This window comes from Microbacterium marinum, from assembly GCF_014204835.1.
In the GTDB taxonomy this organism is placed as follows: Bacteria; Actinomycetota; Actinomycetes; order Actinomycetales; family Microbacteriaceae; genus Microbacterium; species Microbacterium marinum.
The window spans coordinates 2,625,203-2,651,581 of record NZ_JACHMD010000001.1; the positions used below are offsets into that span (position 1 = coordinate 2,625,203).

Sequence of the window (26,379 nt, forward strand, 5' to 3'; positions counted from 1 at the left end):
CGGCGCCGCCTGCTGTGAACGGTCGGTGAACGCCTTTCCCAGCATGATCGTTTTCTCATTTTGATCTGGGGTTGACCGGCCCGGATTGGCCCGCTCGATGTCGTACCCCCTCACCAGAATAGAGGTATGACCAGCCCCGCAGAGACACCCGGATCGGACGCCTTCATGGCGTCCCTCGCCGGGCTGGCTCATGGGTTCGAGGGGTTGGCCCAGGATGCCGCGGCCGTGCAGATCCGCGAGGTTCGTCTGCTCGCAGCCGCGGCTGCTCTGGCCGAAAAGACCGCCGCCGGGTCCCCTGCACGGGTCCGCGAACAGGACATGGTGCTGAGGTCGGTCTCGGCGGAACTCGCGGGAATCATGCGCGTTGCCGACCGCACCATGCAGCGCCGGATCGACGAGGCACGAACGATCGTCGAGGACTATCCGACCGTGCTCGACGCTTGGGAAGCCGGGAGGATCGTGCGCGGGCACGTCCTCACGATCGTCGCTGCCGGATCCGTGCTGCCACCCGAGCTGCGGGGTCGGTTCGCGGATGCCGCTATCCCGACGTGCGAACGCGACACCCCGAACCGGGTCCGCCCAGCGTTGGAGATGCTCGCGCAGCACCTGCACCCGCGGTCGTTCGCCGAGCGACACGAAGCAGCCGCGGCCGGCCGGTGCGTGCGGATCGTGCCCGAGTCCGACGGGATGAGCGAATTGATCGCGAAGATGCCGACGGCGATCGCGGAGGGTATCCACGACCGCCTCACCCGGATGGGTCGGGCGATCATTGACACCCGCGGCGAACGCGCTGCGACGGGTGACGCCGAGGTCGTGTCGACCGACGCACGCACCATGGACCAGGTCCGCGCAGACCTGCTCGCCGACCTCCTCCTCGCAGGTACCCCAGCGCTCGACGACACCCGCGACACGTCCGCGGGTCCGCTTGGGAAGATCCGCGCCCGTATCCAAGTCGTCATCCCCGCGCATGCGCTCGCGAATGATGACCACGACGCCTGCGACCTGGTCGGTCGGTCCCCGATCGACGTTGCGACAGCACGTGAACTCGCCGCAGGGAACAGCCAGTGGGAACGCCTCGTCACGCACCCGATCACCGGGGCCGTGCTCGCGGTCGATTCGTACCGGGTGCCGGAAAAGATGCGCCGCTTCCTCCAAGCTCGGGACCAGCACTGCCGGTTCCCGGGATGCCGCCAGGCGGCGATCCGCTGTGAGGTTGATCACAACGTCGATCACGCACTCGGCGGCAAGACCCACACCTGCAATTTGTGTCACCTCTGTCAGCGACACCACTCGATGAAGCAATTCACCGCATGGAGGGTCCGACAACTCAAGGGTGGCGTCCTGGAATGGACCTCACCCCTCGGCAGGATCTATCGCGAAGACGCACCCACCCCGGCCGTCGCGTTCACTCCTGCCGACATCTCACTCCCACCGTTTTGACCGGCCGCTCGCTTCGGGCGTTCGGAGGCGATGCAGCGCACGACTGCCGGTTCATCTTCGTACGACCGCGCGACAGGTACCTCTCGCTCTTTCCCGAGCGCGACGTCATCGAGACCCCGCTGGACGAGGTGTTCGACGTCAACGGCTGGGACCTCGCCAAGAGACTCCTCGAACGCTTCGTCGATGCGCAACTCACGCGCGCCGAAGCGTTCGAGGACGCCGCATCGTTACGAGACCCTGCGCTCGTCCGCTCGCTCGTCGACCAGTACTTCGTCTCGCAGCTCGGGCCTACTTGAGCCCGGTCATCGCGATGCCCTGCACGAAGTAGCGTTGCAGGAAGAGGAACAGCACCAGGATCGGCGTCACCACGAGCACCGAACCCGCCATGAGCAGCCCGTAGTACGTGCCGTTCGATCCGACCGAATACAGCGACAGTGCCACCGGCAGCGTGTACATCTGCTCGGTCTGCGCAACCACCAGCGGCCACAGGAAGTTGTTCCACGAGCCGAGGAAGGTCAGGATCGCGAGCGTCGCGATCGGCGGACCGCACTGCGGCAGCACGACTCGCAGGAAGATGCGGAACTCCCCCGCACCGTCGATCCGCGCCGCCTCGATGAGCGCGTCGGGCACGCCCATGATGAACTGCCGCATCAGGAACACGCCGAGCGGTCCGGCCAGGAACGGCAGGATCAGCGCCGGGTACGTGTTGACCAGCCCCATGTTCGCCACCAGGACGAACATCGGCACGAGCGTCACGACGCCGGGCACCATCAGCGTCAGCAGCACCAGCGCGAACAGCACCTTCTTGCCCGGGAACTCCAGCTTCGCCAGCGCATACGCGACCATCGAGCAGAACACGATGTTCCCGACCACGACGATCAGCGCCACGACCACCGAGTTGAAGAAGAACTGCCCGTAGTCGAGCTGGGTCAGCCAGCGGGAGTAATTGTCGAGCGTCGCCTGCTCCGGCCACCACGTGATGGGTCGCTGCAACAGCTCGCCCTGCGTCTTGAAACTGCCGAGCAGCATCCACAGGAACGGCGCCAGCGTCATGATCAGCCCGATGGTCAGCGCGAGGTACGTCGCGCTGCGCGACCAGTTGAACGACCTGCGTGAGCGGCGAGGTGCGGCATCCGTCAGAGCGGACTTCGAGGGTTCGGTGACCGTGGTGATTGCCATCTCAGTTGTCCTTCGATCGCAGCAGTCGGAACTGCACCGCCGAGAGCGCCGCGATGAACGCGAACAGCACGTAGGCGGCGGCCGAAGCGACCGAATAGTCGCCGTAGCCGAACTGGTTGTAGACGTAGTAACTGATCGTCAGGGTCGAGTTGAGCGGCCCGCCCTGCGTCATGACGAACGGCTCCTCGAACACCTGCAGGAAGCCAACCGACAGCAGCACGGCGCCGAGCAACAGCGTCGGGCGCATCAGCGGCAGCGTCATGCTCGTGAACCGGCGCCACGCGCTCGCCCCGTCGACTTCAGCGGCCTCGTAGACGTCGCGCGGGATCGCCTGGAGCCCGGCGAGAAAGATGATCATCAGCGTGCCCATGTTTCGCCAGGCGCCCATCACGATGATCGAGGGCATGGCCCAGAACGGGTCGTTCAACCAGTCGGGGCCGTTGATCCCGACCCACGACAGCACGGTGTTGAGCAGCCCGGAGTCCTGCAGGATGAACTTCCACACGACCGCAACAGCGACGATCGACGTGACGACCGGCGTGTAGAAGCCGACCCGGAAGACGCTCCGGAACCTCTCGATGCCCGAGTTCAGCGCCACCGCCAGCAGCAGACCGAGCGCCATCGTCAGCGGGATGCCGACGCCCACGAAGTAGAACGTGTTCACGATCGACTTCACGAACAGCTCGTCCTGGAACAGCGTGACGAAGTTCTCGAACCCGACGATGTTCACGTTGAACGGCGAGCGGAGGTCCCGCACCGTCAGGTCGGAGAACGACATCGCGAACGAGCCGAGCAGCGGCCCCAGCATGAAGACCGCGAAGATCACCAGGAACGGCAGCGCGAACAGCCACGCGACCACCGCCGTGCGGCGCCGCTGGGCGGCGAATCCTCCTCGCCGCCCAGCCGCGCTCGTCGAAGCGAGCGCCATGGAAGTTACCAGCCCGTGCCGAGCGACTCGGCCTTCGCGACGATGGCGGATGCCGCCTCGGCGGCGTCGCTGCCGTTGGCGACCTTCTCGGCCTCGGTCTCGATGAACGCCGACATCTCGTTCCAGCTGGGCACCGACGGCGGAGCGACGGTGTTCTCGAGCTGGTCGTTGAGCACGGACAGCCGGGGGTCGGAGGTGAACGGCTCGGCGTCGAGCGCCGAGGTCACGGCCGGGAGCGCGTTGACGGTCTCGAACCACTGCTGCTGCGTCTCAGCCTCGGACAGCCAGCGGATGAGCTTCCACGCGCCGTCCGCGTTCTCGGCATCCTCGAACACCCCGAGGTGCCCGCCGCCGAGGTACGAGTCGTTGCCATCGGCACCCGCCGGCACCGGTGCGGTGCCGACGTTCTCCTCGACCCATTCCGGCGATTCCTGGTCGCCCAGCACGCCGACCATCCACGGACCGGAGATGAAGGCGGGGTTGGAGCCGTTCGCGAACGCCGCGGTCTGCTCGTCACCGTAACCGGAGGTGGGCGCGAGGCCGTCGATGAAGAACGAGGCGTAGTACTCGAGCGCGTCGGTGAGCGCCGCTTCGTCCCAGGCGTAGGCGTCGCCCGCGTCGTTCAGCACGTCGCCACCGGCCTGCGCGTAGAACGGCAGGATCACCTGCGTGGAGTCTTCGGCGTCTCCCATGGGGAGTTGGATGCCGTACTTCGCGCCGCCTGCGGTCATCGCCTCACCGAATGCGGTGAGTTCCTCCCACGTGGTCGGAGCCTCGACGCCCGCTTCTTCGGCGAGGTCGGTGCGGTAGTACATGACGCGGGTCTCGACGTACCACGGCACGGCGTACGCGGTGCCTTCGACCTCGGTGGACTCGAGGGCCGTCTCGTTGAAGCCGTCCTCGTCGACGAGGTCGTCGGGCACGGGTGCGAGACCGCCCGCCGCGACCATGGAGGGCAGCAGCGACGAGCCGATCATGATGGCGTCGGGGACGGTGCCGGCGGCGACGGCGGTCTGGTACTTGGTCATGACGTCGGCCCACGGGATGGAGGTGACGGTGACCTTCGCGTCGGGGTTCTCTTCGACGAAGGCGTCGGCGAAGTCGCCGAGGTTCTCGCCCTCTTCGCCCATCGCCCAGACTTCGATGTCTCCCGTCGCGGGAGCGTCATCGACGGTCGCGGCTTCGGCGTTGCCGTTACCCTCGCCGGCGTCGTCGGCGCGGCCGCAGCCTGCCAGGGCGAGAACGCCCACCAGCCCGATCGCACCGAAGGCGAGTGCCCGATTACGCAGCTTCACGATTCCTCCTCGTTGAGTCTTGACTCCGCGGCAGCTGGCGGGAAAAGTAACTTAGCAACTGCTCGCTTAGTTTGTTGAGCATAGACTGACGACACGACCCCTCGCAAGAGAGAAGGCGCATGAGCGACGGAGCCACCCGCCCCAACGACACCGAGTCCGCGACCGACCTGACCCGCCTCGGACGTGCCGACCTGCGCAAAGTCCGCGGCGACAAGAGACGCTCGACGATCCTCGCCACCGCGGTCGAGGTCTTCGGCGAGCAGGGGTACCGCGGGACGTCCCTGCGCGAAATAGCCCGACGGGTCGGCATCTCCGACGCCGGACTCCTCCACCACTTCGGCTCGAAGATGGGGCTTCTCGCCGCGACCATCGAGGCGCGGGACGAGATGGACCGGGAACGGCGCGAGGCGTCGGAGGCGGCCGGCGCCACCTTCGTCGACACGATGAGGGATCAGGTGGCGCGGAACACGCGCTCCCCCGGCCTCGTCGCCCTGCACGTGGTCCTCTCTGCGGAGGCGACCGACCCACAGCATCCGGCGCACGAGTCGTTCCGCGACCGGTACCGGCAGATCCGCCATCAGGACGACGAATCCTTCTCCCGTCTGCAGGCGGACGGCGAGCTGCGCACCGATCTCGACCCCGAACGCGTGGGCCAGCTGGTGACCGCCATGATGGACGGCCTCCAGCTCCAGTGGCTACTCGACCCCGACGCCGTCGACATGGAGGGCCTGTTCGAGGACTTCCTGCACCTGCTGGAGATCCCGGACCGCCGCACGCCGTGACGCCCGCCGGCTCGCCCCGGCCTCGAAAGCCGCGCTCAGCGCGGGGCTGGCGCGAGCCGGTAGAGCACCTCGGGTCGCCCCCGCTTGCCGTAGCGATGGGCGAGGTCGATGACACCCAGGTCGACCAGATGGGTCAGGTAGCGGTGCGCCGTGGCCGAGACGAGTCTGCGGGATGCCGCGATGAGCGCCAACGGCGACTTCTCGGTGCTCGTCCAGGGGCCGATCACGATCACCCTCTACGCACTGCTCGCGGTCGTCCTCGTGGTCTCGATCCGCAACAGGTTCGTCGCGCGTTCGCGGGCGCGCATCGCCGCGGCATCCGTGCGCGAGAACGAGCCGGCGTCCCACTGAGTCCGCACAGTCAGGGGGTCGGCATGCCGCCGTTGACGTTGAGCGTCTCACCGATGACGTAGCTGGACTCGGCCGACGCCAGGAAGACGTACGCGGGGGCGAGCTCGGCCGGCTGACCCATCCGCCCGAGCGGGGTGTCCTCGCCGAACTGCGCGACCTTCTCCTGGGGCTGCCCGTCCGAGACCTGCAACGGCGTCCAGATCGGTCCCGGCGCAACGGCGTTCACACGGATGCCCTTCGGCGCCAGCTGCTGGGCGAGCGCCTTCGTGAACGCGTTGATGGTCGCCTTCGTCGACGCGTAGTCGACCAGGATGTCGGACGGCGAGTAGGCCTGGATCGACGTCGTGTTGATGATCGTCGCCCCTCCCGGGAGGTGGGGCACCGCCGCCTTCGTGATCCAGAACATCGCGTCGACGTTCGTCGTGAACGTGTCGTCGAACTGCTGGTCGTCGAGGGTCGTGATGTCCTCGTTGAACACCTGCTTGCCGCCGTTGTTGACGAGGATGTCGAGACCGCCGAGACCCTCGACGGTCTTCGCGACGAGTTCGCGGCAGTAGTCCTTGCTGCGCAGGTCACCGGGGAAGGTCAGGACGGTGACACCTGCGTCCTGCAGGATGCCGGCGATGCGCGCGGCATCCTCTTCCTCCTCCGGCAGGTACGACATCGCCACATCGGCGCCCTCACGGGCGAACGCGATCGCCGTCGCCGCCCCGATGCCGGAATCCGCACCGGTGATGAGCGCCTTCCGGCCCTGCAGCCGTCCGCTGCCGCGGTAGCTGTCCTCCCCGAGATCGGCCTTCGGCTCGAGGTCGGCGTCCAGGCCCGGCTCGGGCTGGTGCCCCTTCTGCGGCTCGATGTCGGCGTAGAGCTCGGCGGGGTTGGTGAAGGTGTACTGGTCGCGGGCCATGGTGTGTCTCCTCTGGTGATCGATGGTCAGCGGTCGCGTCGGAAGTTCAAGTCACGTCAGGTCTGATCGGCGTCGTCGCCGACGAGCTCGCGGATCAGCAGTGCCGTCTGGATGAGCGCCAGATGGCTGAGCGCTTGGGGAAGATTGCCGAGGAAGGATCCGTCGGCAGGTTCGATCATCTCGGCGAACATCCCGACGTCATTCCCGCTCTGGACGAGCTCGTTCATCGCGGCCACGCCCTCGTCGTGGCGCCCGACGCAGACGAGGGCCGCCGCCCGCCAGAAGCTGCAGGCGACGAAGGTCGCCTCCTCCTCACGCATCCCGGTGTAGCGGTAGAGGTGCGCGCCCTCCCCCAGTTCGCCGGTGAGCGCGTCGATCGTGCGCGACATCCGGTCACCGCGGTCGAACCCGCTGAACGAGTGCAGGAGCACCGACGCGTCGAGATCGCGACTGTCCTGCGCCATGACGTACGCGCCGCGGGATTCCGACCAGCCGTGCTCGTCCACCCACTCACGGATGAGGTCCGCCTCGGCGACCCACCGCTCGCTGCTGCCGGGGATCTGCCCGAGGTCCGACAAGTGAGCGGCATCCCGAAGCGCCTGCCAGCACCCCATCTTCGACGAGGTGTAGTGCCGCAACTCGGGAAGCTCCCACATGCCCGAGTCAGGGTTCCGCCAGATGTCGCAGACCTTGTCGGCGAACATCTCCAGCATCCGGCCGGTCGCCACGTCGAGAGAGTTGCCGGCGTCGACATAGGCGCGACAGATCGCGAACAGATCGCCGTAGACACCCAGCTGGAGCTGACCGTGGGCGGGATTGCCGGTGACGACGGGTCCGATCCCCCGCCACCCGGGGACGTCGTACGTCTTCACGCCGCCGTCGAGACCGCCGTCCAACGTGTACATCACGTGCAGGTCGGGGCCGTTGGCACGGATCGTGCGCAGCAGCCACGAGATCGCGGCGTGCGTCTCCTCGCGCAGCCCGAACCCGATGAGGGCATCGACCGTGTACGCGAGGTCGCGCACCCACGCGAGCCGGTAATCCCAGTTCTTGCCGCCGTCCAGGCTCTCGGGCAGCGACGTCGTCGCCGCAGCTGCGATCGCACCAGTCGGACTGTGGATGAGGAGCTTGAGCATCAGCGCGCTGCGCTGTACGTGCGCAGCCCAGGGCCCTTCGTAAGAGAACTCCTTGGACCAGGTCCGCCAGGCGTCGAGCGTCCGATCGATGCCGCGGTCGACGTTGTCGGGATTGGGGAAGTGGATGGGCTCGTCGTGCGTGCCCACCACGATGAGCAGGTGGCGGCTCTCGGCGGTCGTGCGGAACCCGCCCGCCAAGCCCGGACCCTCCACGTCGCCCGATCCGGCGGGCTTCGGGCCGTGCTCCTTGCCCGTCACGCCGATCGTCGTGAGCCCCGAGCGCAGAATGCGGCGCCCGCCGCCGTCGTCGTACCAAGGCGCCGCCGTCTTGAGCGAGGTGCCGGGCTGCACGCGCCAGCGGAACTCGACCTGGCCCTCGATGCCGTCCACCCGGCGCGCCAGTTCGGCCCACGGCAGCCGCCCCGCGACACCTGTCACGAGCGCGTCGGTGACGCTCGCCGTTCCGGTGTCGGTGCGGAACGTCGTCACCAGGACGTTCGTCCGCGCGAGGTAACGCCGACGCACCGTGTACTCACCGACCGGCTCGAGCTCGATGCAGCCGCCCGCATCGTCGTCGAGCAAGCGCCCGAAGATCGGCACGTCGTCGATGCCCGGCAACGGCATCCAGTCGATCTGGCCGCGCAGTCCCACCAGCGCCACCGTGCGCCCATCGCCGATCGGCGCGTAGTCGCGAAGATCCTGACCCGGGCGGTCGCTGGTGGGGTGGGTCATGGGGCGGGACGTCTCCTCGGGATGACCTCGGCGCGTATCGTCCGAGGTCTTCGAGTCTCGCCGCGATCTGCGTCAGACCGAGAACGGTTGACACCCCTCCCGCGATGTGATGGGGTGCGGCCCTCGCCCCCGGAGACGAAGCCGCCCAGGAGGCGACCGTGGACAACTCTGGAGGCGAACGGGGTCAGGCGGCCGCCTCCTGCGCGCCGGCCAGGTCGTCGATCACGTTCCGGTAGGCGTCGAGCATCCGGTCGCTTCCCAGGCGCGGTCTCGCGGCGAGCGCGGCCGCGCGGTAGACGGGTCGTCGCGAGATGACCTTCGTCCACGCCGCCGCGATGGCGTGCTCGTCGTGAGGGGTGACCACGCCGAAACCGCGGACGATCTGCGCGGCATCGCCGACCGCGGTCGTGACGGGCGTCGCCCCCGTCGCGGCGCCTTCGATGAGGCACAGCGGCGAGGCCTCGCCATACGCGCTCGTGAGCGCGACGATGTCCGCAGCCCGGTAGACCGAGGGCATGTCGTCCCGGATGCCGAGCGGATGCATCCGGTGCCGCGGAACACCCGCATCGGCGAGCGCGGCGGTGAGGGCCGGGTTGTCGCGCGTCATCCCCGCGCCGCACATCAGGTAGTGCGTCTGCTCGTCACGCCGGGCGTGCGATGCCACGGAGCGGAGGAAGAGACCGGGGTCCTTCATCGCATCGAAGCGGGCGGCGAACACCACCACCGGAGCGTCGAGCGGGATGCCGAGGGCGCGGTGCACCGCCACGCGGTCGTCGGCTCCCGGTCGGAACCGGGCCGTGTCGATGCCGTTCGGGATCACGATCTTGCGGACGGTGGGCGGGGTGAAGCGGGCGTAGGCGTCGCTCGTGGACTGCGCGCACGACACGGTGGACGTCAACCGCCCCGACGCCCCGAGCTCGCCGAGCCAGCGCATCGCCGCGCCGGAGTGCGTGGGGTCCGACCGGTGCAGGCAGGATGCGATCGGCACGTCGGGCAGGAGCCCGCGTTCGTCGAGGGCGAGCAGGAGCCCGAGCGGCTGCTCCTTGAGGGTCAGGATGACGTCGGCCTCGGCGACCACGGATGCCGCGGCATCCAGCTCGGCGTTCGAATAGTCCTCGGGTGCCGGCGGGTGCGCTCCCGCAGTGCGGCCGAGCGTCGACACCGCGACGCCTGCCCCGGTCAGCTCCCGGTAGCGGGTGTCGTCCTCCATGCGCTGCAGCGTCGACTCGCGTCGCGCTGCGGAGGCGATCGAGAGGACCGCGTGTTCGTGCGATCCGTCCGCGTGCAGACCCCGGACGACGGAGGTGTGGAGGATGCGGGCACCACCTGCGAACAGGCCTTCGTAGAGGGAGAGCACGCGGGTGGGTCGGGTCATCGGACGCCTCTCGATCGGGTCGGGATGCACGCGAGGTTGCGTTCGTCCCATGCTCCGATCGGGTGCGCCTCCGGCGGTGAACCCCAGATGTACATCGTGTGAAGATCGCCGCCGAGCGGCATCCACGCGTCAGCCGCCGAGGGTGACCGATCTCCACAGCGCGTCGACGACCACGCTCAGCCAAAGCGCGAGGGCCGCGAGCCCGAGCACGAGAGCTGCCAGCCATCCCCACAGGGGCGCCCAGCCTCGCCCGGTGCGACGTCGGACGACGACCGTGCGGCCGACGATGTACACGCCGAGGGTCGCGACGAACACGAGCACCGCCCAGCCCCACCCGAAGGGGCGCTCGATCCCTCGGCGCCGGAGGGCGCGCGCGTCGAGCCAGGCGAACAGCACCGAGGCGGCCAGGGACAGCCCGTTCACCCAGGTCAACAGGACGAGCCCCGCGATGACCCACGGGCCGGGGCCCGGGTCGTACCCGGCCGGCAGCACGAAGTAGCCCACCAGGCGCGCACCGGTGACGGCGTCGACGAGCAGCGCGGAGCAGAAGGGGAAGACGGAGGCGACGATGGCGAGCCACACCCAGACCGTGCCCGCCCGCACCGGCCGCACCGGCGCGGCCGCCGCTTCCCTCGCGGGTGCCGGCCGCTCGCTCGCGACCGCCGGCTCTCCCTTCGGGACCGTCGGCTTCTCGACTGGGGCCGCGGGCACGTCCTCCGCGGGCACGTCCTCCGCGGGCACGTCCTCCGACGCGGATGCCGCATCGCCCGCCGGGGCGACCGTGTCGGGCGCCCACTCGGCACCGTCCCACCAGCGGAGCTGGCCCGGCTCACCCGGATCCGCGTACCACCCGGCCGGAGCGCCGCGGCTCACCGGCCGTCACCGGGCACGAGTTCCGCGCCGGCGTGGGCGAGCTCGGCGAGTGCCGCCTCGCTGGAGCCTTCCGCGACACCGGCGATGAGCCCGGTGAGGATCCGCACGCGCCGGCCGTGGCTGATCGCATCCAGAGCCGACGCACGCACGCAGTGATCGGTCGCGATCCCGGTGACATCGACGTCGGTGATCCCGTGCGCACTCAAGACCTCGGCGACCGTCTCGCCCGCCGCCGTGACGCCCTCGAACAGGGAGTACGCCGGAATGCCCTGGCCCTTGGTGACGTGGTGGGTCACCGCGTCGGTGTCGAGGAGCTCGTCGTAGTCCGCGCCCGGCGTCCCGGCGACGCAGTGGACGGGCCACGAGTCGACGAAGTCGGGGTGCTCGGCGAAGTGGCCGCCGTTGTCGCCGACCGGGTCATGCCAATCGCGTGAGGCGACGATCACTGAGTAGTCGGCGGCGCGGGCCGCGACGAAGGCGCTGATCCCCTCGGCGACGGCATCGCCTCCGGTCACCGCCAGGGCGCCGCCCTCGGTGAAATCGTTCTGCACATCGACGATGAACAGCGCTCGGCTCATGTGTCGAGCGTACGACGGTACTCCGCTCGGCTCATAGCGCCCGGCGCCTCCGCCTCCGGCTCGAATCGCGACAGCTTCGACGGCCACCAGATCGCACGCCCGATGTCGTAGGTGAGCGCGGGCACGAGAAGCGACCGCACGAGGAAGGTGTCCAGCAGCACCCCGAAGGCCACGATGAAGGCCAACTGCACGAGGAACAGGATCTGGATCACACCGAGCGCGGCGAAGGTCGCCGCCAGCACGAGTCCTGCCGAGGTGATCACCCCTCCGGTCGAGACGAGCCCGCGGAGGATGCCGCGTCGCGTCCCGTGCACGAGCGACTCCTCGCGCACTCGCGACATCAGGAAGATGTTGTAGTCGATGCCCAGGGCGACGAGGAAGACGAACCCGTAGAGCGGCACGGCCGGGTCGGCACCCGGGAAGCCGAAGACGCCGTTGAACACGAGCGCGGCGACTCCCAGCGCTGACGCGAACGAGACGACGACGCTCAGGATGAGCAGCACCGGAGCGAGGACAGACCGCAGCAGCAGCATGAGGATGAGCAGGACGACGACGAGGATCACCGGGATGATGACCGTGCGGTCGCGGATCGACGTGTCGTTCGTGTCGAGGTCGATGGCGGTCGTGCCGCCCACGATCGCGTCGACGTCCGATGCGGCGAAGTCCGCTCGCAGATCACGCACCGTCTGCTCCGCGGCGAGCGAGTCGGCGGCGTCGGCGAGCGTCCCCACGAGCATGACGTCACCGCCGTCGACGGTGGGCTCGGGAGCCGCGGTCCCCGGGGGGCCCTGCACCGTGTACGAGACCTCGCCGCCATCCACCTCGACGCCGACCTGGCCGGTCGGGGAATCCGAGGACAGCACGGCGACGGAGTCGATCCCCGGCTCGTCCTGGAGCGTGGCGGCGGCGTCGGCGATGCCGTCCTCCGCGGTGATGACGTACAGCGGGCTGCCGGAGCCGGCTGCGAAGTGCTCGCCGAGCACCTCCTGACCGTCGCGGGCCTGAGATGCGCCGAGCACGAGCTCGCTCGCCGCCACGCCGTCGGCCTTCAGCTGGGTGACGCCGACGGCGGCAGCCAGGAGCACCACGGTCGAGACGATCCACACGACGCGGGCGCGCCGGGCGATCAGCCGCGCCAGCCGGGCCCAGACGCCGCGGACCGGCTGCGTGAGATCTGCCGGCAGTTCGTGCGAGCCGGTTTTCGGGATGAACGGCCAGAACGCGGCACGACCGGTGAGGGCGAGCAGTGCCGGCAGGAACGTGAGAGCCGACAGGATCGCGAACGCGATCCCGATGGAAGCGATCGGGCCGAGGGCGCGATTGCTGGCCAGATCGCTCAGCAGGAGGCACAGGAGACCGGCGATGACCGTGCCGCCCGACGCGAGGATGGGCTCGACCGCTCCCTTCCACGCCGAGACCGCGGCATCCCACCGCCCGCGTCCCTCGCCGATCGCCTCCCTGAACCGGGCGACATAGAGAAGCGCGTAGTCGGTCGCGGCACCGATGACGAGGATGAACAGGATCCCCTGCACCTGGCCGTTGAGCACGAAGATCTCGGCCTTGGCCAGCCACCAGACCGTCAGCAGCGCCACGCAGAGTGCGAACACCGACGTCAGCAGGACCAGGATCGGCAGCAGTGGCGAGCGGTAGACGACGATGAGGATGACGAAGACCGCGCCGAGCGCGACGAGCAGGAGGAGCCCGTCGATGCCGGTGAAGCCCGACGCGAGGTCGGCTGTGAAGCCCGCCGGACCCGTCACCCACGCCTCGAGGCCCGCGGGAACCTCCGCGTCGACGATGTCGCGCAGCTCGCCCACGATCTCGGTGACCTCGCCCGACGCGTCGATCGACACCACGACCTGGGCGGCCTCACCGTCGTCGGAGGCGATCGCCGGAGACACCTCCTCCACCCCGGTCACCTCGGCCAGGCGATCGGCGATCGTCTGCACCGCATCCAGCTGCGAGGTGCTCAGCTCTCCCCCGGCGTCGGCCACGACGAGCGCCGGGATGGACTCGCCGCCGGTGAAGTCGTCGAGCCGCTCCTGTACCTGAGTGGACTCGGCGCTCTGCGGCAGGAACGACGACTGGTCGTTCGTCGAGACCTCGTCGACCTTCCCGAAGTAGGGTCCGCCGATCGATCCGCCGGCGAGCCAGATCACGACGAGGACGAGCGGAAGTGCGATGCGCAACCAACGGGAGGGGGTCCGAGCGGTCATATAACTAGAATAGCTAGTAATACGCTTTTTCAGCAAAATTGCTCAGAGCCGACTCAGCCCCGTAGGAAGAGCGCGACGAACGATCCGATGACGGCGACCGCCCCGACGACGAAGCCGCCCAGCGAGAGTCCCCACAGCAGCCGCAGGATCGGCGGGCGCGGGCTCGTCCGCATGCGGTCGCGCCAGCCGTGCCGGTACCAGATCTGCGCACGGTCCGCCCCCGCCAACCCGGCGACGTCGTCGGCCGTCAGCGGTGCCGAATTCACCTCGCCGTCGGCGTCGATCCACCGCGCGGTGAGGCCGTCATCGTCGAGGTATGCCTCAGCGGGAAGCCAGCTTCCATCGGCCGCCCAGACCACGACGGCGGCGATTCCGAAGGCGAACGCCGCTCCGAACCCGACCCACGAGAAGATCTCGAGAATCGCATCGAGCGCGTTCGTCACCTGCGCATCCTCTGTTCGGAGCCGCCCCGGCGCCTGCCGGTCAGGTCATCTGTGGAGCCACCTAAGGGAATCGAACCCTTGACCTATTCATTACGAGTGAATCGCTCTGCCGTCTGAGCTAAGGTGGCGCGCTTCGCTCGCGCGTTGCACGATCATCGATCCTACAGGGTCGAAGAGGATGCCGCGAACCGTCCCCCGGCCACTCCCTCGCCCTCCGGGTGTCGGCTTGTTACGTCTCGGATCCGATTCTGAGCCGCCCCTGCATACCGTGGTGGAGGCACCGCGATGAGGCGAGCGCGGGTCGCCCCGTGCTCGGCGCGTTCCGCGCTTGCGATGCCTTCGTTCCATCAAGGAGAGCACCATGCCCAAGAAGTCCCTGGCCGCCGTCGCGCTGGCCCTCCCCCTCGCCCTGCTGCTCGGAGGCTGCGCGACCGGATCCGACGACTCCGCCGGATCGGGCGACGCCGGCCAGACCGAGGGCCCCGTGCGCATCGGCGTCGTGGGCGCCGGCGACCCGTACTGGGAGACCTACACCGAGGCTGCCGCCGCGGAGGGCATCGAGATCGAGCTGGTCGACTTCACCGAGTACACGCAGCCCAACCCGGCGCTCTCGGCGGGCGAGCTCGACCTCAACCAGTTCCAGCACGTCATCTACCTCGCCACCTACAACGAGCAGTCCGGCGAGGACCTCGTGCCGATCGGTGCGACCGCGATCTACCCGCTCGGCCTGTACTCGACGCAGTACGACTCCGTTGAGGACATCCCCGAGGGCGAGACCGTCGCCGTCCCCAACGACGAGTCCAACCAGGCCCGCGGCCTCCTCGTCCTGCAGTCGGCCGGCCTCGTGGAGCTGAAGGACGGCGGATCGATCTTCTCGACCGTCGCCGACGTCCTCGACAGCTCGAAGGTCAAGGTCGAAGCCCTCGACGCGGCCTTCACCGCCACCTCGCTCCCCGACGTCGCGGCATCCATCGTGAACAACGACTTCCTCGAGGACGCGGGCCTCACGCCCGAGGACGCGATCGCCACCGACGACCCCAGCGACCCCAACGCCCTGCCCTACGTCAACATCTTCGCCGCGCGTGCCGAGGATGCCGACAACGAGACGTACCAGAAGCTCGTCGAGATCTACCAGAACTCCCAGGACGTCCTCGACGGCGTCCAGGAGGCCTCGGGCGGCACCGCCGAGTTCGTCACCACGCCGGCCGCCGACCTCGTCGCTTCACTCGAAGACGTGCAGGAAGACATCGCTGCGAACCAGTAAGTCCCGTCCCGATGCGGCTCGCTCTCTGAGAGCGGGCCGCATCGGCATGTGCTCGAGGAGCCGCTCATGACCTTCATCCGCCTCACCGGCGTCACCAAGTCCTTCCCTCCGACCGGGAAGGATGCCGCGCCCGTGGTCGCCGTCGACGACGTCAGCCTGGAGATCCCCGCCGGCAGCATCACCGGCATCATCGGGTACTCCGGCGCCGGCAAGTCGACGGTGCTGCGCCTGGTCAACGCCCTCGAGAAGCCCACATCGGGAACGGTCGAGATCGATGGGCGCGACATCACCCGCCTCGGCGAGCGCGACCTTCGGGCGCTCCGCGGCGACATCGGCATGATCTTCCAGCAGTTCAACCTCTTCGACTCGCGCACCGTCGCGGGCAACGTCGCGTACCCGCTTGAAGTGGCGGGGCGACCCCGCGCGGAGATCCGCACCCGTGTCGCCGAACTCCTGGAGTTCGTCGGCCTCGCCGGCAAGGCGAAGAACTACCCCGAGCAGCTCTCGGGTGGTCAAAAGCAGCGGGTCGGTGTCGCCCGCGCCCTCGCGACCGACCCGCGCATCCTCCTGGCCGACGAGGCGACCAGCGCCCTCGACCCCGAGACGACCCACGAGGTGCTCGGACTCCTCCAGCGCGTCAACGCGGAGCTCGGGATCACGATCCTCGTCATCACCCACGAGATGGAGGTCGTCCGCACGATCGCCGACCGCATCGTCGTGATGGAGAACGGTCGCGTCATCGAGGACGGCGCCGTGTTCGACATCCTTTCCGCCCCGCAGCACGCCGCCACACGCCGGTTCGTCTCGAGCATCATCGACGAGGTGCCGAGCGGCGAGAAGCTCTCGGCGCTGCGTCAGCGGCATCCCGGTCGCGTGGTCACGTTCACCGTGCGCGACGGCGACGTCACCCAGGCGGACGTGTTCGCCGCCCTCGCTCGCCACGGCGTGCGCTTCGAACTCATCCACGGCGGCATCAACGACATCGGCGGACGGGTCTTCGGGCACCTGACGCTGTCCGTGTCCGGAGACGCGGATGCCGTGGACGCGGCGATCGCCGATGCCGGCACGCACGCAGCACTGATCGAGGAGGACGTTCGTGGATAGGCTCATCGACCTGCTTCCCGACCTGTGGGAAGCCACCGCCGAGACCCTCTACATCGTCTCGTTCTCCCTCGTCCTGGGCGGGATCGCGGGGCTCCTGATCGGGCTGGCGCTCTACGCCACCCGCGCGGGCAGCCTGTTCCCCAACCGGTTCGTGTTCGGCTTCCTGAACGTGCTCGTCAACTTCTTCCGCCCGATCCCGTTCGTGATCCTCCTCGCCGCGGTGCAGCCCCTCGCCCGCAGCGTGAACATCCGCGGCATCGGACCGGAGTTCGGCATCTTCGCGATCACGATCGCCTCGATGTTCGCGATCAGCCGCATCGTGGAGCAGAACCTGCTCACCGTGAAGCCCGGCGTCATCGAGGCGGCGCGCGCGGCGGGCGCCAGTCGCAGCCGTGTCCTCTTCCGGCTCGTGCCGCGTGAGGCGCTCGCACCGCTCGTGCTCGGCTACACGTTCATCGTCGTCGCACTCGTCGACATGACCGCGATCGCCGGCGCTGTGGCGGCGGGCGGCCTCGGCGAGTTCGCGATCGTCTACGGCTTCAAGCAGTTCAACCCGTGGGTCACCTGGGCGGCAGTGCTGATCATCATCGTGATCGTGCAGCTGGTGCAGTTCTTCGGGAATGGCCTGGCGCGGCGCATCCTGCGCCGCTGACGCAGTGTCTCGCGCGGAGGCGTCACTCGCAGGTGATGTCGCCGTCCGGCACCGTGCCGTCCACGAAGTACGCCTCCACGGCGTCGTCGATGCACGCGTTGCCCTTGTTGAAGCCGAGGTGCCCTTCGCCCACGCGGGTGAGCAGGATGCCGGAGCTCAGCTGCTCGGCGAGCGCCGCCGACCACTCGTACGGGGTGGCGGGATCGTTCGTCGTGCCGACGAGCAGGATCGGCGCAGCGCCCTCGGCGTGGATCTCGCCGCGGGTCCCCGTCGGCGGATAAGGCCACGACGCGCACAGGTCGACGCCCGACCAGTAGGGCGCGAAGGTCGGCGCTTCGGCGGCGACGAGGGCGTCGGCGGCCGCTTCGACGTCGGGGGGATCCGCCGGATAGTCCATGCAGTTGTACGCAGAGAACGCTTCGGTCGAGTTGTCGAGGTACACCCCGTCCGACCGGTTGTAGTACGAGTCCACGAGCACGAACATCGGGTCGGCGTCGCCTTCGAGGGCGGCGGTGATCGCGCCGGTCAGGTAGGGCCAGTTCCCCTCGCTGTAGAGCGCGCTCACGATTCCCATCACCATCGCGTCCGCGCCGAGCGCGCGCCCGTCGGTCGCCGTGAGGGGCGTCGCCTCGACCGCCGCCAGCGCGTCGGCGAGCGCGGTCCGCGCGTCGTCCACCGACCCCTGGAACGGGCAGTTTTCCGTCCGCTCCACACACGAGGTGAGGTACGCGCGCAGGGCGGACTCGAAGCCGACCGCCTGCCGCGCCCCGACCTCGCTGCCCGGCACCGACGGGTCGAGCCCGCCGTCGAGAACGATCCGCCCTACACGGTCGGGGAACAGCTCGGCGTACGTCGCGCCGAGGAACGACCCGTAGGAGTACCCCAGGTAGGTCAGCTTCTCGTCGCCGAGGACACCGCGGAGGAGATCCATGTCGCGGGCGGCGTCTGCGGTGGTGATGTGGGGCAGGATGCCGCCGCTGCCCGACTCGCACGCCTCGGCGAACCGGTCGTTGCGCGCCGTGAGCTCGGCTTCCCACGCGGGGGTCCCGCGCGCCGCGCGCGGCGCTGCGAAGAGGTAGTCGTCCATCTGCTCAGCGTCGAGGCAACGCACGGGCGTCGACGATCCGACGCCGCGCGGATCGAACCCCACGACGTCGTAGTGCTCGAGGAGCGTCTCCCCGACGGCGAACTCGGCCGACCCCTGGACGAGGTCGACACCGCTGGCGCCGGGCCCACCCGGGTTCACGAGGAGCGAGCCCTGGGACTCGCCCGAGGCCATCCGGACGATGACGGCCAGCTCGAGGTCTCCTCCCTCGGGGTCGGACCAGTCCACGGGAGCCGTGACCGTCCCGCAGTAGAAGGTTCCCTCGCCTCCGCCGACGCAGCGATCCCAGTCGACGTCCTGGCCGTAGTACCCGACGAGGTCGGCGGCCACGCCCTCCGTGACGGGTGTGCGGTCCGGCGCGGGCGCCTCCTTCGGCGTGCACGCCACCAGAGCGGCGAGGGCGGTCGCGGTCGCAAGCAGTGCCGCCGCCGCACGCGCCCCGCGCCTCACGCTGCGCGTCCCGTCGCGACGGTGATCAGCATGCTCTCCAGGGCCAGTGCCGGTGCGGCGTTGCCCTGCAGATTGGTGCGGGTGTGGGCGATCGCGTCGATCACCGCGAGCGTGCGCTGCGGCGACCACGCGGCGGCGAGCGCGTCGATCTCTGCGGCGAGCTCGACGTTGATGGGCGCGGCATCCTGCCCGAATTGGCGCATCAGGGTGTCTCGGTACAGGGACTCGAGATCGGTGAGCACGCGATCGATGCCGTCTCTGAGGCTCCGGGTCGCCCGCCGCTTCTGGTCGTCTTCGAGGGCGCTCAGCTGTCCGCGCACGGCGGGCGGCACGGCGCCGCCGGGGGTCACTCCGAGCGTCCGCAGCAGCGCTTCGCGCTCCGCTTCGTCGCGCGCGGCGGTCAGCGCCTTCGCATCCTCGGTGGCGAGCTGGACGATGCGCGCGGCCACCTCGACGGCATCGCCGACGCCGCGCACCCCGAGCACCCCGCGGAGGGTCTGCTCGCGGCGCTCCCGCGACGCGGCATCCGTCGCCAGTCGCTGCGCCATGCCGATGTGACGCTGAGCCAGCCGCGCCGACTGCTCGGCGACCGCCTCGCTGACACCGGTGCGCTGCACGATGAGGCGGGCGACGTCGGCGACATCGGGCTCTCGCAGGCGCAGGATGCGCACTCGCGAGCGGATGGTGGGCAGCAGATCCGCGTCGCTGGGGGCGCACAGGATCCAGACGGTCTGCTCCGGCGGCTCCTCGAGAGCCTTGAGGAGCACGTTGCTGGTGCGCTCGACCATGCGGTCGGCGTCTTCCATCACCATCACCCGGTACCGGCCGAGCGACGGCGAGAAGTACGAGCGTTCCACCAGCGCGCGGGCGTCTTTGATGGAGATGATGACGCCCTCGGTGCGAAGCGCGGTGAGGTCTGGATGAGTGCGTGCGACCACCTGCCGCACGGCGCTCGCGTCGCCGGGCTCGGCGATCAGCGCGGCGGCGAACGCGTACGCGAGCGTCGACCGGCCTGATCCCGGCGGTCCGGTGATGAGCCAGGCGTGGGCGAGCTGAGAGGGGTCGGATGCCGCGGCCTGCAGCTGACGCACGGCCTCGTCCTGCCCCCAGACCTCGTCCCACGGCGAGGTGTCGAGGGCGGGGGTCGTCATGCCGACCAGCCTACGGCGTGGTCACGACGCGGAGACGTCGTTCTCACCCGGGGACAGGGCGACGCCCACACGCTCACGGATCGCGGCGGCGATCTCCTCGACGGGGCGCGACGCGTCGACGACGAGGAACCGGCCGGGTTCGGCGGCGGCGAGGCCCAGGAACGACGCCCGCACCCGCTCGTGGAACGCGCTCTTCTCGGCTTCAAGGCGGTCGAACGGCTTGTCGTCGGCGTCGAGGCGACCGCGCGCCAGGTCGGGGGCGAGGTCGAGGAGGACCGTGACGTCGGGCAACGCCCCCTCGGTCGCCCACAGCGACAGAGCGCGGATCTCCGCCCCGTCGAGCACGCGGCCGGCCCCCTGATAGGCGACCGACGAGTCGAGGTACCGGTCCTGGATGACCACGTCTCCCCGCTCGAGGGCGGGGCGCACGTGGGTCGCGACGTGATGGGCACGATCGGCGGCGTACAGCAGCGCCTCCGCGCGCGGCGCTATGTCGCCGCGGTGGTGCAGCACGATGTCGCGCACCAGGGTGCCGACCTCCGTGCCGCCCGGCTCGCGGGTCCGCACCACGGCTCTCCCCTGCTCGCGCAGCCACTCCTCGAGGAGGGCGGCCTGCGTGGTCTTTCCTGCGCCGTCGCCGCCCTCGAGGGTGATCCAGATCCCGCGGGTCACTTCTTCTTCGCCGGCGCCTTGCGCGTCGTCGTGCGCCGCGTCGTGCGCTTGGGAGCCGGGCCCTTCGCGCGCTTCTCGGCGAGCATCTGCACGGCGATCTCGAACGTGATGTCGTCGGGGGTCTGACCGCGCGGGATGGTGACGTTGGTCGTGCCGTCGGTGACGTACGCCCCGAAGCGTCCGTCCTTGATCCGGATCGGCTTCTCGCTGACCGGATCGGGCTCGAACTCCTTGAGGGACGTCGCGGCGCGGTTGGCGTACTTCGGCTGCGAGTAGATCTCGAGCGCCTGCTCCAGCGTGATGTCGAAGATCATGTCCTCGCTCGCGATACTCCGCGAGTCGGTCCCCTTCTTGATGTAGGGGCCGTACGGACCGTTCTGAGCGGTGATCATCGTGCCGGTCTCGGGGTCGGCGCCCACCTCTCGCGGCAGCGAGAGGAGCTTCAGCGCCGTCTCGAGGTCGATCGTCTCCGGCGACATGCTCTTGAACAGCGACGCCCGCTTCGGCTTGGGAGCCGGAGCCTTCTTGGCGCCGCGCTTCGGCTTCACCTCTTCGACGGGCGCCTCCTCCTCGGGCAGCACCTCTTCGAGGTACGGCCCGAAGCGGCCGTCCTTGATGACGACGTCGCGTCCGTTCTCGGGGTTCTGACCGAGGACCCGGTCTCCGCCGACCGGTGCGTCGATGAGCTCCCGCGCCTTCTCAGGGGTGAGCTCGTCGGGGGCGAGGTCGTCGGGGACGTTGATCCGGCGGGGGGCCTCGGGGTCATCGCCCGGGACCTCCAGGTACGGTCCGTAGCGACCGAAGCGGAGGACGGCGACGTCGCCGATTTTCGTCGAGTTGATCTCACGCGCGTCGATGTCGCCGAGGTTGTCGACGATGTTTCGGAGACCGACGTGTGCCTCCGAGCCGAAGTAGAACTCCTTCAGCCATGCCGCACGATTCTGCTCGCCGCGGGCGATCGCGTCGAGATCGTCTTCGAGCGCCGCCGTGAAGTCGTAGTCGACGAGGTCCGCGAAGTGCTCTTCCAGCAGTCGCACGATGCTGAAGGCGAGCCAGCTCGGCACGAGGGCCTGTCCCCGCTTGCTGACGTAGCCACGGTCGAGGATCACGTCGATGATGCTGGCGAAGGTGGACGGTCGGCCGATCCCCCGCTCTTCGAGTGCTTTGACGAGCGACGCCTCCGTGTACCGGGGCTTCGGGCTCGTCGCGTGTCCCTTGGGCTCGATGCTGCGCAGGGTGAGCGCGTCGCCGACGGTGAGAGCGGGCAGCGACTGGTCGTCGGAGCGCTCGTTGTCGCCGCGCTTCTCGTCGCGGCCCTCCTCGTAGGCGTCGAGGAAGCCCTTGAACGTGTAGACCGTGCCCGAGGCGGTGAACGTCGCCGTCTTGCCCGCGGCATCCGCGTCGATCGTGACGGTGGTGGTCTCGTATTTCGCGTCGGCCATCTGGCTGGCGACGGTGCGCTTCCAGATGAGGTCGTAGAGGCGCAGCTCGTCGCGGTCGAGGCCGGAGGTGACCTCCTTGGGCGTGCGGAAGTGCTCGCCGGAGGGTCGGATCGCCTCGTGCGCCTCCTGCGCGTTCTTGGCGTTGTTGCGGTAGCTCCGCGGGTTCGCCGGCACGGCCTTGTCGCCGTACAGCGCGACGGCCTGCGTGCGGGCGGCGGTGACCGCCTGCGCCGATAGCGCGGTCGAGTCCGTTCGCATATAGGTGATGTAGCCCTTTTCGTAGAGCCGCTGAGCGACGCCCATGGCGTGCTTGGCGCTCATCGAGAGCTTGCGACCGGCCTCCTGCTGGAGCGTCGAGGTCGTGAACGGGGGCTTCGGGCTCCGGGTGCCGGGCTTGGCCTCGACGGCGGTCACGGAAGCCGACGCGGACGCTTCCAGGGCGGATGCCAGCTCGCGCGCTTCGGTCTCTCCCAGGACAACGACGGCCTTTTTGAGCGCGCCGGTGTCGTCGAAGTCGGTACCGCGAGCGAGGGGCGCGCCGTCGATGCGGCTGAGGCGGATGCCGAAGGCGTCGGCGCCCTTCACGGCATCGGCGTCCACGTCCCAGTACGACGCGGAGACGAAGGCCATGCGCTCGCGTTCGCGCTCGACGACCATGCGGGTGGCGGCGGACTGCACACGACCGGCGCTCGTGCCCTGGCCGACCTTGCGGCGGGTGACGTCGGAGACGTCCCAGCCGTAGAGGCGGTCGAGGATGCGGCGGGTCTCCTGCGCGTCGACGAGGGCGTGATCGAGCTCACGGGTGTTCTTCACCGCCGCCTGGATCGCGTCCTTGGTGATCTCGTGGAACACCATGCGCTTGACGGGGACCTTCGGCTTGAGGGTCTCGAGGAGGTGCCACGCGATGGCTTCGCCTTCGCGGTCTTCATCGGTGGCGAGCAGGAGTTCGTCGGCGGTCTTCAGCGCGCGCTTGAGCTCGGTGACGGTCTTCTTGCCGCGGTCGCTCTCCACATAAAGAGGAGTGAAGTCGTTCTCGATGTCGATGGAGTACTTCCCGACCGAGGTCTTCTTCAGATCCGCGGGGATGTCCTTCTTGTCGGCGAGGTCTCGGATGTGTCCGACGGAGCTGAGAACCTCGTATCCGTCACCCAGGTACCCCTGGATCGAGCGCATCTTCGTCGGAGACTCGACGATGACGAGCTTCTTGCCGTGTGCCACGTGGCGTCCTTTCTTCGATGCACACCATACACACCGCCTTGTCAAGAGCTCGCTGGGAGCTGACGCCGGGAGCGTCTCCCAGAGGCCGGATCGGCCTCACGGGCCGACCGGCGGCGGGCCGGCGCGGGCGCGGGCGGACGCGACCAGCGGGCCGAACGCCACCGACACCTCGACGGTGGCGACCAGCCCGTCGACCTGGCAATCGCCGAGCGCGGCGCCCACCTCGGCGGCGATGTCGGCGGCGCGCTCGCAGGCGATCCCCGACACGAGCCCTGATGCGGTGTCGGCGGCGGCGAGCGCGGCGGCATCCGCAGCCCCTGCCGCACGCACGCTCGTCGCCGAGGCGAAGCCGGCGAGCGCGAGCCCTGTCGCGATCGTGGCGCTGACGGCGAGGACACCCACCGAGACCGTCGTCCCCGCCATCACCCACCTCCGACGTCGTCGCCGGTCTCACCGGCGAGCGCGCACGCCCGAGCGTGCAGATCCGGCAGTGGGAGGGGTGTGCCGGATGCCGCGGACGCTGCCACGCACACGGTGTCGCCGGTCCGCTCCACCGCGCTCCGGGAACCGGGCACGACGGCGACCGCCGCTGCGATCCGCTCCGCGCTCTCGCCGCGCGCGGCGAGCCGCGCCGCCTGCGCGACGCCCTGCTCGAGGCGCACCTGTCTGCCGCCGACGCCCAGGGCGGAGACGGCGAGCACGATGACGACCACGACGGCGGGGACGGTCACGGCGAACTCCGCCGAGACCGACCCCCGCACGTCGCGGATCATGCCACCGTCAGGGCGCGTCGCACGAGATCGGTCAGGATCTCGCGGACCTCGCCCGAGCGCATGATGACCACCAGCAGCCCGGCGAAGGCGACGGCCGCCATCGTGGCGATGGCGTACTCCGCGGTCGCGGCACCGCTTTCGTCGGCGAAGAGCTCGGCGGCGCGACGGCTGGTGAGCTGCGGGATCGTGGCGTGGGACATGGAGGACCTCCTGGATATTCATGGATGGATGGGCACGTGCGAACGGGGATGCGACGTCACAGCATCACCGGGGTCGTGGTGAGCACCGAGAGCAGCATCGGCGCGACCCCCAAGAGCAGGAACGCGGGTAGCGTGCAGACCCCCAGCGGGAGCAGAAGCCGCCCGGAGAGCGTGGCCGCGCGCAGCCGCCCCTCCGTCCGAGCCGATTGACGCCGCGCGGCGGCGTCGGCGCGAAGCAGCTCGACCGCCGGGGCACCCGCGGAGCGCGAGAGGTCGAGGACGTCCCGCGTGGCACGGTCGACCGGCATGCGAGCGGCATTCTCGGCGACCGCGATCGCCTGGGGGATGGACACGCCACCGCACAACGCGATCGCGACGATCTCGGCGCCGAGCCCGGGGATCGCGTCGCCCGGCTGGGCGTGGGCGACGAGCGCCGCCGTCCACCGCCAGGTGAGGACCATGAGCGCACCGCCGAGCACCATGCAGGTGAGGCCGATCGGGTGGCTGAGCGCGGGGATCGGGTCGAAGCCGAGCGCGGCGGACAGCGCGAGCGCGACCAGCGGCAGCCATCCGATGAGCCGAGCCGTCGTCCGCGGCTCGGCCAACGCCGTGCGGACATCGTCGCGGGCCTGATGCGCATCCCGCAGCGCCTCGGCGAGAGAGCGGAGACTCGCCGCGAGGGGCGCCCCGACCGTCGTCGCGACCTGCCAGGCGATGCCGATCTGCGACCAGGCCTCACCCTGCGACGCGAGGACCGTCGGCACCGAGCCACCCTCGGCCTCGGCGGAGCGCACCGCGCGAGCGGTCTCGTCACCCGACCGCGCGAGGTGCTCCCACGCCCGCGTCGGCGCGAGCCCGGCGTGGAGCAGCACTGCGAGGGACTGGACCGTAGCCGCGACCGACGCGGCATCCGGCGCACTCGGGCGCGTCATGAGACGAGCTCCATGTCGAGGCGATCAGCCCGCACGACCGGTCTCGCGATGCCGACGACCCGGCGATCGCCGTCACGGGCACGCTCGACGTGCACGACCGCGCCGATGGCACTGGCCACCTGTCGGGCGACCGCCCGTTCGGTCATCCCCGCACCGGCGCCGAGCGCCTCCAGTCGCGCCGGGACGTCGTCGATCCCGCTGGCGTGCACCGTGCCGGCACCGCCGTCGTGACCGGTGTTGAGGGCGGTCAGCAACTCACGCACCTCCTCGCCGCGGCATTCGCCGACCACGAGACGGTCGGGACGCATGCGCAGCGCTTCGCGGAGGAGTCGGCTCAGGGGCACGGCGCCGACCCCTTCGAGGTTCGCCTGCCTCGCCTCCAGCCGCACGTGATGCGGGTGGTCGATCCGCAGCTCCGCGACGTCCTCGATCGTGACGATCCGCTCGCTTCGCGGCACCCGGCCCAGGAGCGCCGCCAGCAGCGTGGTCTTGCCCGCGCCGGTCGCTCCTGTCACCAGAACGTTCTGGCGCGTCTCCACGAGACGCTCCAGCTGCGCACCGATGTGCGCGTCGAACGTCCCGCGCCGACCGAGGTCGTCCAGGTCGGGAAGCCCCGTGCCGGGGAGTCGGATGGAGATGGTGGCCCCCTCGCACGAGATCGGCGGGAGGACGGCGTGCACCCGCACGCCGTGCTCCCACCGCACATCGGCGCACGGCGTCGCGTCATCGAGGTGGCGACCGCCGATCGCGATCAGCCCGACGGCGAGCTCGCGGGCGGCAGACTCGTCGAGGCTCCACCCGGGGATCTGCTCCGGTCCCCGACCGCGGTCGACGAAGAGGCCTCCCGATCCGTTGATGAACACGTCCGTCACGTCGGGGTCGGACAGCCACCGGCGCAGCGGATCGACCAGCGGATGCGACGGCACCGAGCGCGGTGCGGGCGCATCCGCACCCCCACGCGGGACGGCGATGAACGACAGCGACATGCCGCGACGGTAGGCCGCCCACCCCTGCGCCCTGGCGGCGACGTCGTCGTCCCGTGGACAGCGGCATCCTCCCCGCGTGTGGGGAGGAGTACCCGCGAGCGAGCGGGAAAAGAGGAGGGCGGCATCCTTTGGGGGAAAGGATGCCGCCCGGCAGCCGCGCGTCAGGGGGGATCGGCGGGCTGCGAGGCCGAAGCT

27 protein-coding genes and 1 tRNA gene are annotated in these 26,379 nt (G+C 69.7%); 7 read left to right on the forward strand and 21 right to left on the reverse strand.

Annotation, left to right across the window (positions count from 1 at the left end; translation table 11 throughout):
• Window positions 1-126: 126 nt before the first annotated feature.
• Both BKA24_RS12970 and BKA24_RS12975 read left to right on the forward strand, forming a co-directional pair.
• Entirely contained in the window at window positions 127-1,440 is a 1,314-nt protein-coding gene (locus BKA24_RS12970; protein WP_184218929.1) for an HNH endonuclease, read from the forward strand.
• The gene (locus BKA24_RS12975) at window positions 1,437-1,736 is read left to right on the forward strand and encodes a DNA polymerase beta superfamily protein (protein WP_246367100.1); all 300 of its coding nucleotides are present in this window, start codon (window positions 1,437-1,439) and stop codon (window positions 1,734-1,736) included. Before BKA24_RS12970 ends, BKA24_RS12975 begins: the two co-directional genes overlap by 4 nt.
• On the opposite strand, the gene BKA24_RS12980 is transcribed toward BKA24_RS12975, so the two are convergent.
• Genes BKA24_RS12980 through BKA24_RS12990 form a run of 3 tightly spaced genes read right to left on the reverse strand, consistent with a single transcriptional unit; the run spans window position 1,729 to window position 4,842 of the window.
• Window positions 1,729-2,619, reverse strand: a complete 891-nt coding sequence (locus BKA24_RS12980; protein WP_184218935.1) for a carbohydrate ABC transporter permease — start codon at window positions 2,617-2,619, stop codon at window positions 1,729-1,731. The two genes, BKA24_RS12975 and BKA24_RS12980, sit on opposite strands and share 8 nt — an antisense overlap.
• A gap of 1 nt (window position 2,620) precedes the next feature.
• Entirely contained in the window at window positions 2,621-3,547 is a 927-nt protein-coding gene (locus BKA24_RS12985; protein ID WP_184218938.1) for a carbohydrate ABC transporter permease, read from the reverse strand.
• A 5-nt stretch (window positions 3,548-3,552) separates the two neighbouring features.
• Window positions 3,553-4,842 carry an extracellular solute-binding protein gene (locus tag BKA24_RS12990; protein WP_184218941.1) on the reverse strand — a complete coding sequence of 430 codons (1,290 nt, stop codon included), beginning with the start codon at window positions 4,840-4,842 and terminating at the stop codon, window positions 3,553-3,555.
• Between the two features lie 119 nt (window positions 4,843-4,961).
• Between BKA24_RS12990 and BKA24_RS12995 the strand changes: the two genes are divergently transcribed.
• Complete coding sequence (locus BKA24_RS12995) at window positions 4,962-5,624, forward strand: TetR/AcrR family transcriptional regulator (RefSeq protein ID WP_184218945.1); 663 nt, start codon at window positions 4,962-4,964, stop codon at window positions 5,622-5,624.
• 35 nt (window positions 5,625-5,659) lie between these two features.
• Here BKA24_RS12995 and BKA24_RS13000 read toward each other — a convergent pair whose 3' ends face one another.
• On the reverse strand, window positions 5,660-5,815 hold the full coding sequence (locus BKA24_RS13000) for a hypothetical protein (RefSeq protein ID WP_246367457.1): 156 nt from the start codon (window positions 5,813-5,815) through the stop codon (window positions 5,660-5,662).
• Between BKA24_RS13000 and BKA24_RS13005 the strand changes: the two genes are divergently transcribed.
• Entirely contained in the window at window positions 5,805-5,975 is a 171-nt protein-coding gene (locus BKA24_RS13005) for a hypothetical protein (protein ID WP_281385749.1), read from the forward strand. The two genes, BKA24_RS13000 and BKA24_RS13005, sit on opposite strands and share 11 nt — an antisense overlap.
• A 10-nt stretch (window positions 5,976-5,985) precedes the next feature.
• On the opposite strand, the gene BKA24_RS13010 is transcribed toward BKA24_RS13005, so the two are convergent.
• The 8 genes from BKA24_RS13010 to BKA24_RS13045 form a co-directional block, all read right to left on the reverse strand.
• A complete protein-coding gene (locus BKA24_RS13010) occupies window positions 5,986-6,882 on the reverse strand; it encodes an SDR family oxidoreductase (protein WP_184218948.1) in 897 nt (298 codons plus the stop codon).
• Between the two features lie 56 nt (window positions 6,883-6,938).
• Window positions 6,939-8,750 carry a glycoside hydrolase family 15 protein gene (locus tag BKA24_RS13015; RefSeq protein WP_184218951.1) on the reverse strand — a complete coding sequence of 604 codons (1,812 nt, stop codon included), beginning with the start codon at window positions 8,748-8,750 and terminating at the stop codon, window positions 6,939-6,941.
• A gap of 184 nt (window positions 8,751-8,934) precedes the next feature.
• On the reverse strand, window positions 8,935-10,125 hold the full coding sequence (locus tag BKA24_RS13020) for a glycosyltransferase (RefSeq protein WP_184218954.1): 1,191 nt from the start codon (window positions 10,123-10,125) through the stop codon (window positions 8,935-8,937).
• A gap of 129 nt (window positions 10,126-10,254) precedes the next feature.
• The gene (locus BKA24_RS13025; protein ID WP_184218957.1) at window positions 10,255-10,998 is read right to left on the reverse strand and encodes a DUF2510 domain-containing protein; all 744 of its coding nucleotides are present in this window, start codon (window positions 10,996-10,998) and stop codon (window positions 10,255-10,257) included.
• The gene (locus tag BKA24_RS13030) at window positions 10,995-11,576 is read right to left on the reverse strand and encodes an isochorismatase family protein (RefSeq protein WP_184218960.1); all 582 of its coding nucleotides are present in this window, start codon (window positions 11,574-11,576) and stop codon (window positions 10,995-10,997) included. The genes BKA24_RS13025 and BKA24_RS13030 overlap by 4 nt, the downstream gene beginning before the upstream one ends.
• The gene (locus BKA24_RS13035; RefSeq protein WP_184218963.1) at window positions 11,573-13,792 is read right to left on the reverse strand and encodes an MMPL family transporter; all 2,220 of its coding nucleotides are present in this window, start codon (window positions 13,790-13,792) and stop codon (window positions 11,573-11,575) included. Before BKA24_RS13035 ends, BKA24_RS13030 begins: the two co-directional genes overlap by 4 nt.
• A gap of 53 nt (window positions 13,793-13,845) precedes the next feature.
• Complete coding sequence (locus BKA24_RS13040; RefSeq protein ID WP_184218966.1) at window positions 13,846-14,235, reverse strand: hypothetical protein; 390 nt, start codon at window positions 14,233-14,235, stop codon at window positions 13,846-13,848.
• Between the two features lie 52 nt (window positions 14,236-14,287).
• Window positions 14,288-14,363 (reverse strand) — tRNA-Thr (locus BKA24_RS13045).
• A 233-nt stretch (window positions 14,364-14,596) separates the two neighbouring features.
• Between BKA24_RS13045 and BKA24_RS13050 the strand changes: the two genes are divergently transcribed.
• The 3 genes from BKA24_RS13050 to BKA24_RS13060 all read left to right on the forward strand — a co-directional run bounded on the left by BKA24_RS13050 (window position 14,597) and on the right by BKA24_RS13060 (window position 17,255).
• Window positions 14,597-15,499 (forward strand): MetQ/NlpA family ABC transporter substrate-binding protein, encoded by a 903-nt coding sequence (locus BKA24_RS13050; protein ID WP_184218969.1) that lies wholly within the window; start codon window positions 14,597-14,599, stop codon window positions 15,497-15,499.
• 66 nt (window positions 15,500-15,565) lie between these two features.
• Window positions 15,566-16,603, forward strand: a complete 1,038-nt coding sequence (locus BKA24_RS13055; RefSeq protein WP_184218972.1) for a methionine ABC transporter ATP-binding protein — start codon at window positions 15,566-15,568, stop codon at window positions 16,601-16,603.
• A complete protein-coding gene (locus BKA24_RS13060) occupies window positions 16,596-17,255 on the forward strand; it encodes an ABC transporter permease subunit (RefSeq protein WP_184218975.1) in 660 nt (219 codons plus the stop codon). The genes BKA24_RS13055 and BKA24_RS13060 overlap by 8 nt, the downstream gene beginning before the upstream one ends.
• Window positions 17,256-17,277: 22 nt before the next feature.
• Here the strand turns inward: BKA24_RS13060 and BKA24_RS13065 are convergent, their stop codons facing one another.
• The 9 genes from BKA24_RS13065 to BKA24_RS13105 all read right to left on the reverse strand — a co-directional run bounded on the left by BKA24_RS13065 (window position 17,278) and on the right by BKA24_RS13105 (window position 26,184).
• Complete coding sequence (locus BKA24_RS13065; RefSeq protein ID WP_184218978.1) at window positions 17,278-18,810, reverse strand: alpha/beta fold hydrolase; 1,533 nt, start codon at window positions 18,808-18,810, stop codon at window positions 17,278-17,280.
• Window positions 18,807-19,961, reverse strand: a complete 1,155-nt coding sequence (locus BKA24_RS13070; protein WP_184218981.1) for a DNA polymerase III subunit delta' — start codon at window positions 19,959-19,961, stop codon at window positions 18,807-18,809. The genes BKA24_RS13065 and BKA24_RS13070 overlap by 4 nt, the downstream gene beginning before the upstream one ends.
• Before the next feature lie 21 nt (window positions 19,962-19,982).
• Window positions 19,983-20,633 (reverse strand): dTMP kinase, encoded by a 651-nt coding sequence (gene tmk, locus BKA24_RS13075; protein WP_184218984.1) that lies wholly within the window; start codon window positions 20,631-20,633, stop codon window positions 19,983-19,985.
• Window positions 20,630-23,293 (reverse strand): type I DNA topoisomerase, encoded by a 2,664-nt coding sequence (gene topA, locus BKA24_RS13080; protein WP_184218987.1) that lies wholly within the window; start codon window positions 23,291-23,293, stop codon window positions 20,630-20,632. Before topA ends, tmk begins: the two co-directional genes overlap by 4 nt.
• A 96-nt stretch (window positions 23,294-23,389) precedes the next feature.
• Window positions 23,390-23,716 carry a helicase gene (locus tag BKA24_RS13085; RefSeq protein WP_184218990.1) on the reverse strand — a complete coding sequence of 109 codons (327 nt, stop codon included), beginning with the start codon at window positions 23,714-23,716 and terminating at the stop codon, window positions 23,390-23,392.
• On the reverse strand, window positions 23,716-24,066 hold the full coding sequence (locus BKA24_RS13090; protein WP_184218993.1) for a TadE family type IV pilus minor pilin: 351 nt from the start codon (window positions 24,064-24,066) through the stop codon (window positions 23,716-23,718). The genes BKA24_RS13085 and BKA24_RS13090 overlap by 1 nt, the downstream gene beginning before the upstream one ends.
• The gene (locus BKA24_RS13095) at window positions 24,063-24,266 is read right to left on the reverse strand and encodes a DUF4244 domain-containing protein (protein ID WP_184218996.1); all 204 of its coding nucleotides are present in this window, start codon (window positions 24,264-24,266) and stop codon (window positions 24,063-24,065) included. Before BKA24_RS13095 ends, BKA24_RS13090 begins: the two co-directional genes overlap by 4 nt.
• Window positions 24,267-24,322: 56 nt before the next feature.
• Complete coding sequence (locus BKA24_RS13100) at window positions 24,323-25,198, reverse strand: type II secretion system F family protein (protein WP_184218999.1); 876 nt, start codon at window positions 25,196-25,198, stop codon at window positions 24,323-24,325.
• Complete coding sequence (locus tag BKA24_RS13105; RefSeq protein ID WP_184219002.1) at window positions 25,195-26,184, reverse strand: TadA family conjugal transfer-associated ATPase; 990 nt, start codon at window positions 26,182-26,184, stop codon at window positions 25,195-25,197. The genes BKA24_RS13100 and BKA24_RS13105 overlap by 4 nt, the downstream gene beginning before the upstream one ends.
• Window positions 26,185-26,379 lie beyond the last annotated feature (195 nt).

Coding starts and splice junctions, on each gene's coding strand:
- BKA24_RS12970 (WP_184218929.1), top strand. CDS start 127: ATGACCAGCCCCGCAGAGACACCCGGATCGGACGCCTTCATGGCGTCC.
- BKA24_RS12980 (WP_184218935.1), bottom strand. CDS start 2,619: ATGGCAATCACCACGGTCACCGAACCCTCGAAGTCCGCTCTGACGGAT.
- BKA24_RS12985 (WP_184218938.1), bottom strand. CDS start 3,547: ATGGCGCTCGCTTCGACGAGCGCGGCTGGGCGGCGAGGAGGATTCGCC.
- BKA24_RS12995 (WP_184218945.1), top strand. CDS start 4,962: ATGAGCGACGGAGCCACCCGCCCCAACGACACCGAGTCCGCGACCGAC.
- BKA24_RS13005 (WP_281385749.1), top strand. CDS start 5,805: ATGAGCGCCAACGGCGACTTCTCGGTGCTCGTCCAGGGGCCGATCACG.
- BKA24_RS13010 (WP_184218948.1), bottom strand. CDS start 6,882: ATGGCCCGCGACCAGTACACCTTCACCAACCCCGCCGAGCTCTACGCC.
- BKA24_RS13015 (WP_184218951.1), bottom strand. CDS start 8,750: ATGACCCACCCCACCAGCGACCGCCCGGGTCAGGATCTTCGCGACTAC.
- BKA24_RS13020 (WP_184218954.1), bottom strand. CDS start 10,125: ATGACCCGACCCACCCGCGTGCTCTCCCTCTACGAAGGCCTGTTCGCA.
- BKA24_RS13030 (WP_184218960.1), bottom strand. CDS start 11,576: ATGAGCCGAGCGCTGTTCATCGTCGATGTGCAGAACGATTTCACCGAG.
- BKA24_RS13035 (WP_184218963.1), bottom strand. CDS start 13,792: ATGACCGCTCGGACCCCCTCCCGTTGGTTGCGCATCGCACTTCCGCTC.
- BKA24_RS13050 (WP_184218969.1), top strand. CDS start 14,597: ATGCCCAAGAAGTCCCTGGCCGCCGTCGCGCTGGCCCTCCCCCTCGCC.
- BKA24_RS13055 (WP_184218972.1), top strand. CDS start 15,566: ATGACCTTCATCCGCCTCACCGGCGTCACCAAGTCCTTCCCTCCGACC.
- BKA24_RS13070 (WP_184218981.1), bottom strand. CDS start 19,961: ATGACGACCCCCGCCCTCGACACCTCGCCGTGGGACGAGGTCTGGGGG.
- BKA24_RS13085 (WP_184218990.1), bottom strand. CDS start 23,716: ATGGCGGGGACGACGGTCTCGGTGGGTGTCCTCGCCGTCAGCGCCACG.
- BKA24_RS13090 (WP_184218993.1), bottom strand. CDS start 24,066: ATGATCCGCGACGTGCGGGGGTCGGTCTCGGCGGAGTTCGCCGTGACC.
- BKA24_RS13095 (WP_184218996.1), bottom strand. CDS start 24,266: ATGTCCCACGCCACGATCCCGCAGCTCACCAGCCGTCGCGCCGCCGAG.
- BKA24_RS13100 (WP_184218999.1), bottom strand. CDS start 25,198: ATGACGCGCCCGAGTGCGCCGGATGCCGCGTCGGTCGCGGCTACGGTC.
- BKA24_RS13105 (WP_184219002.1), bottom strand. CDS start 26,184: ATGTCGCTGTCGTTCATCGCCGTCCCGCGTGGGGGTGCGGATGCGCCC.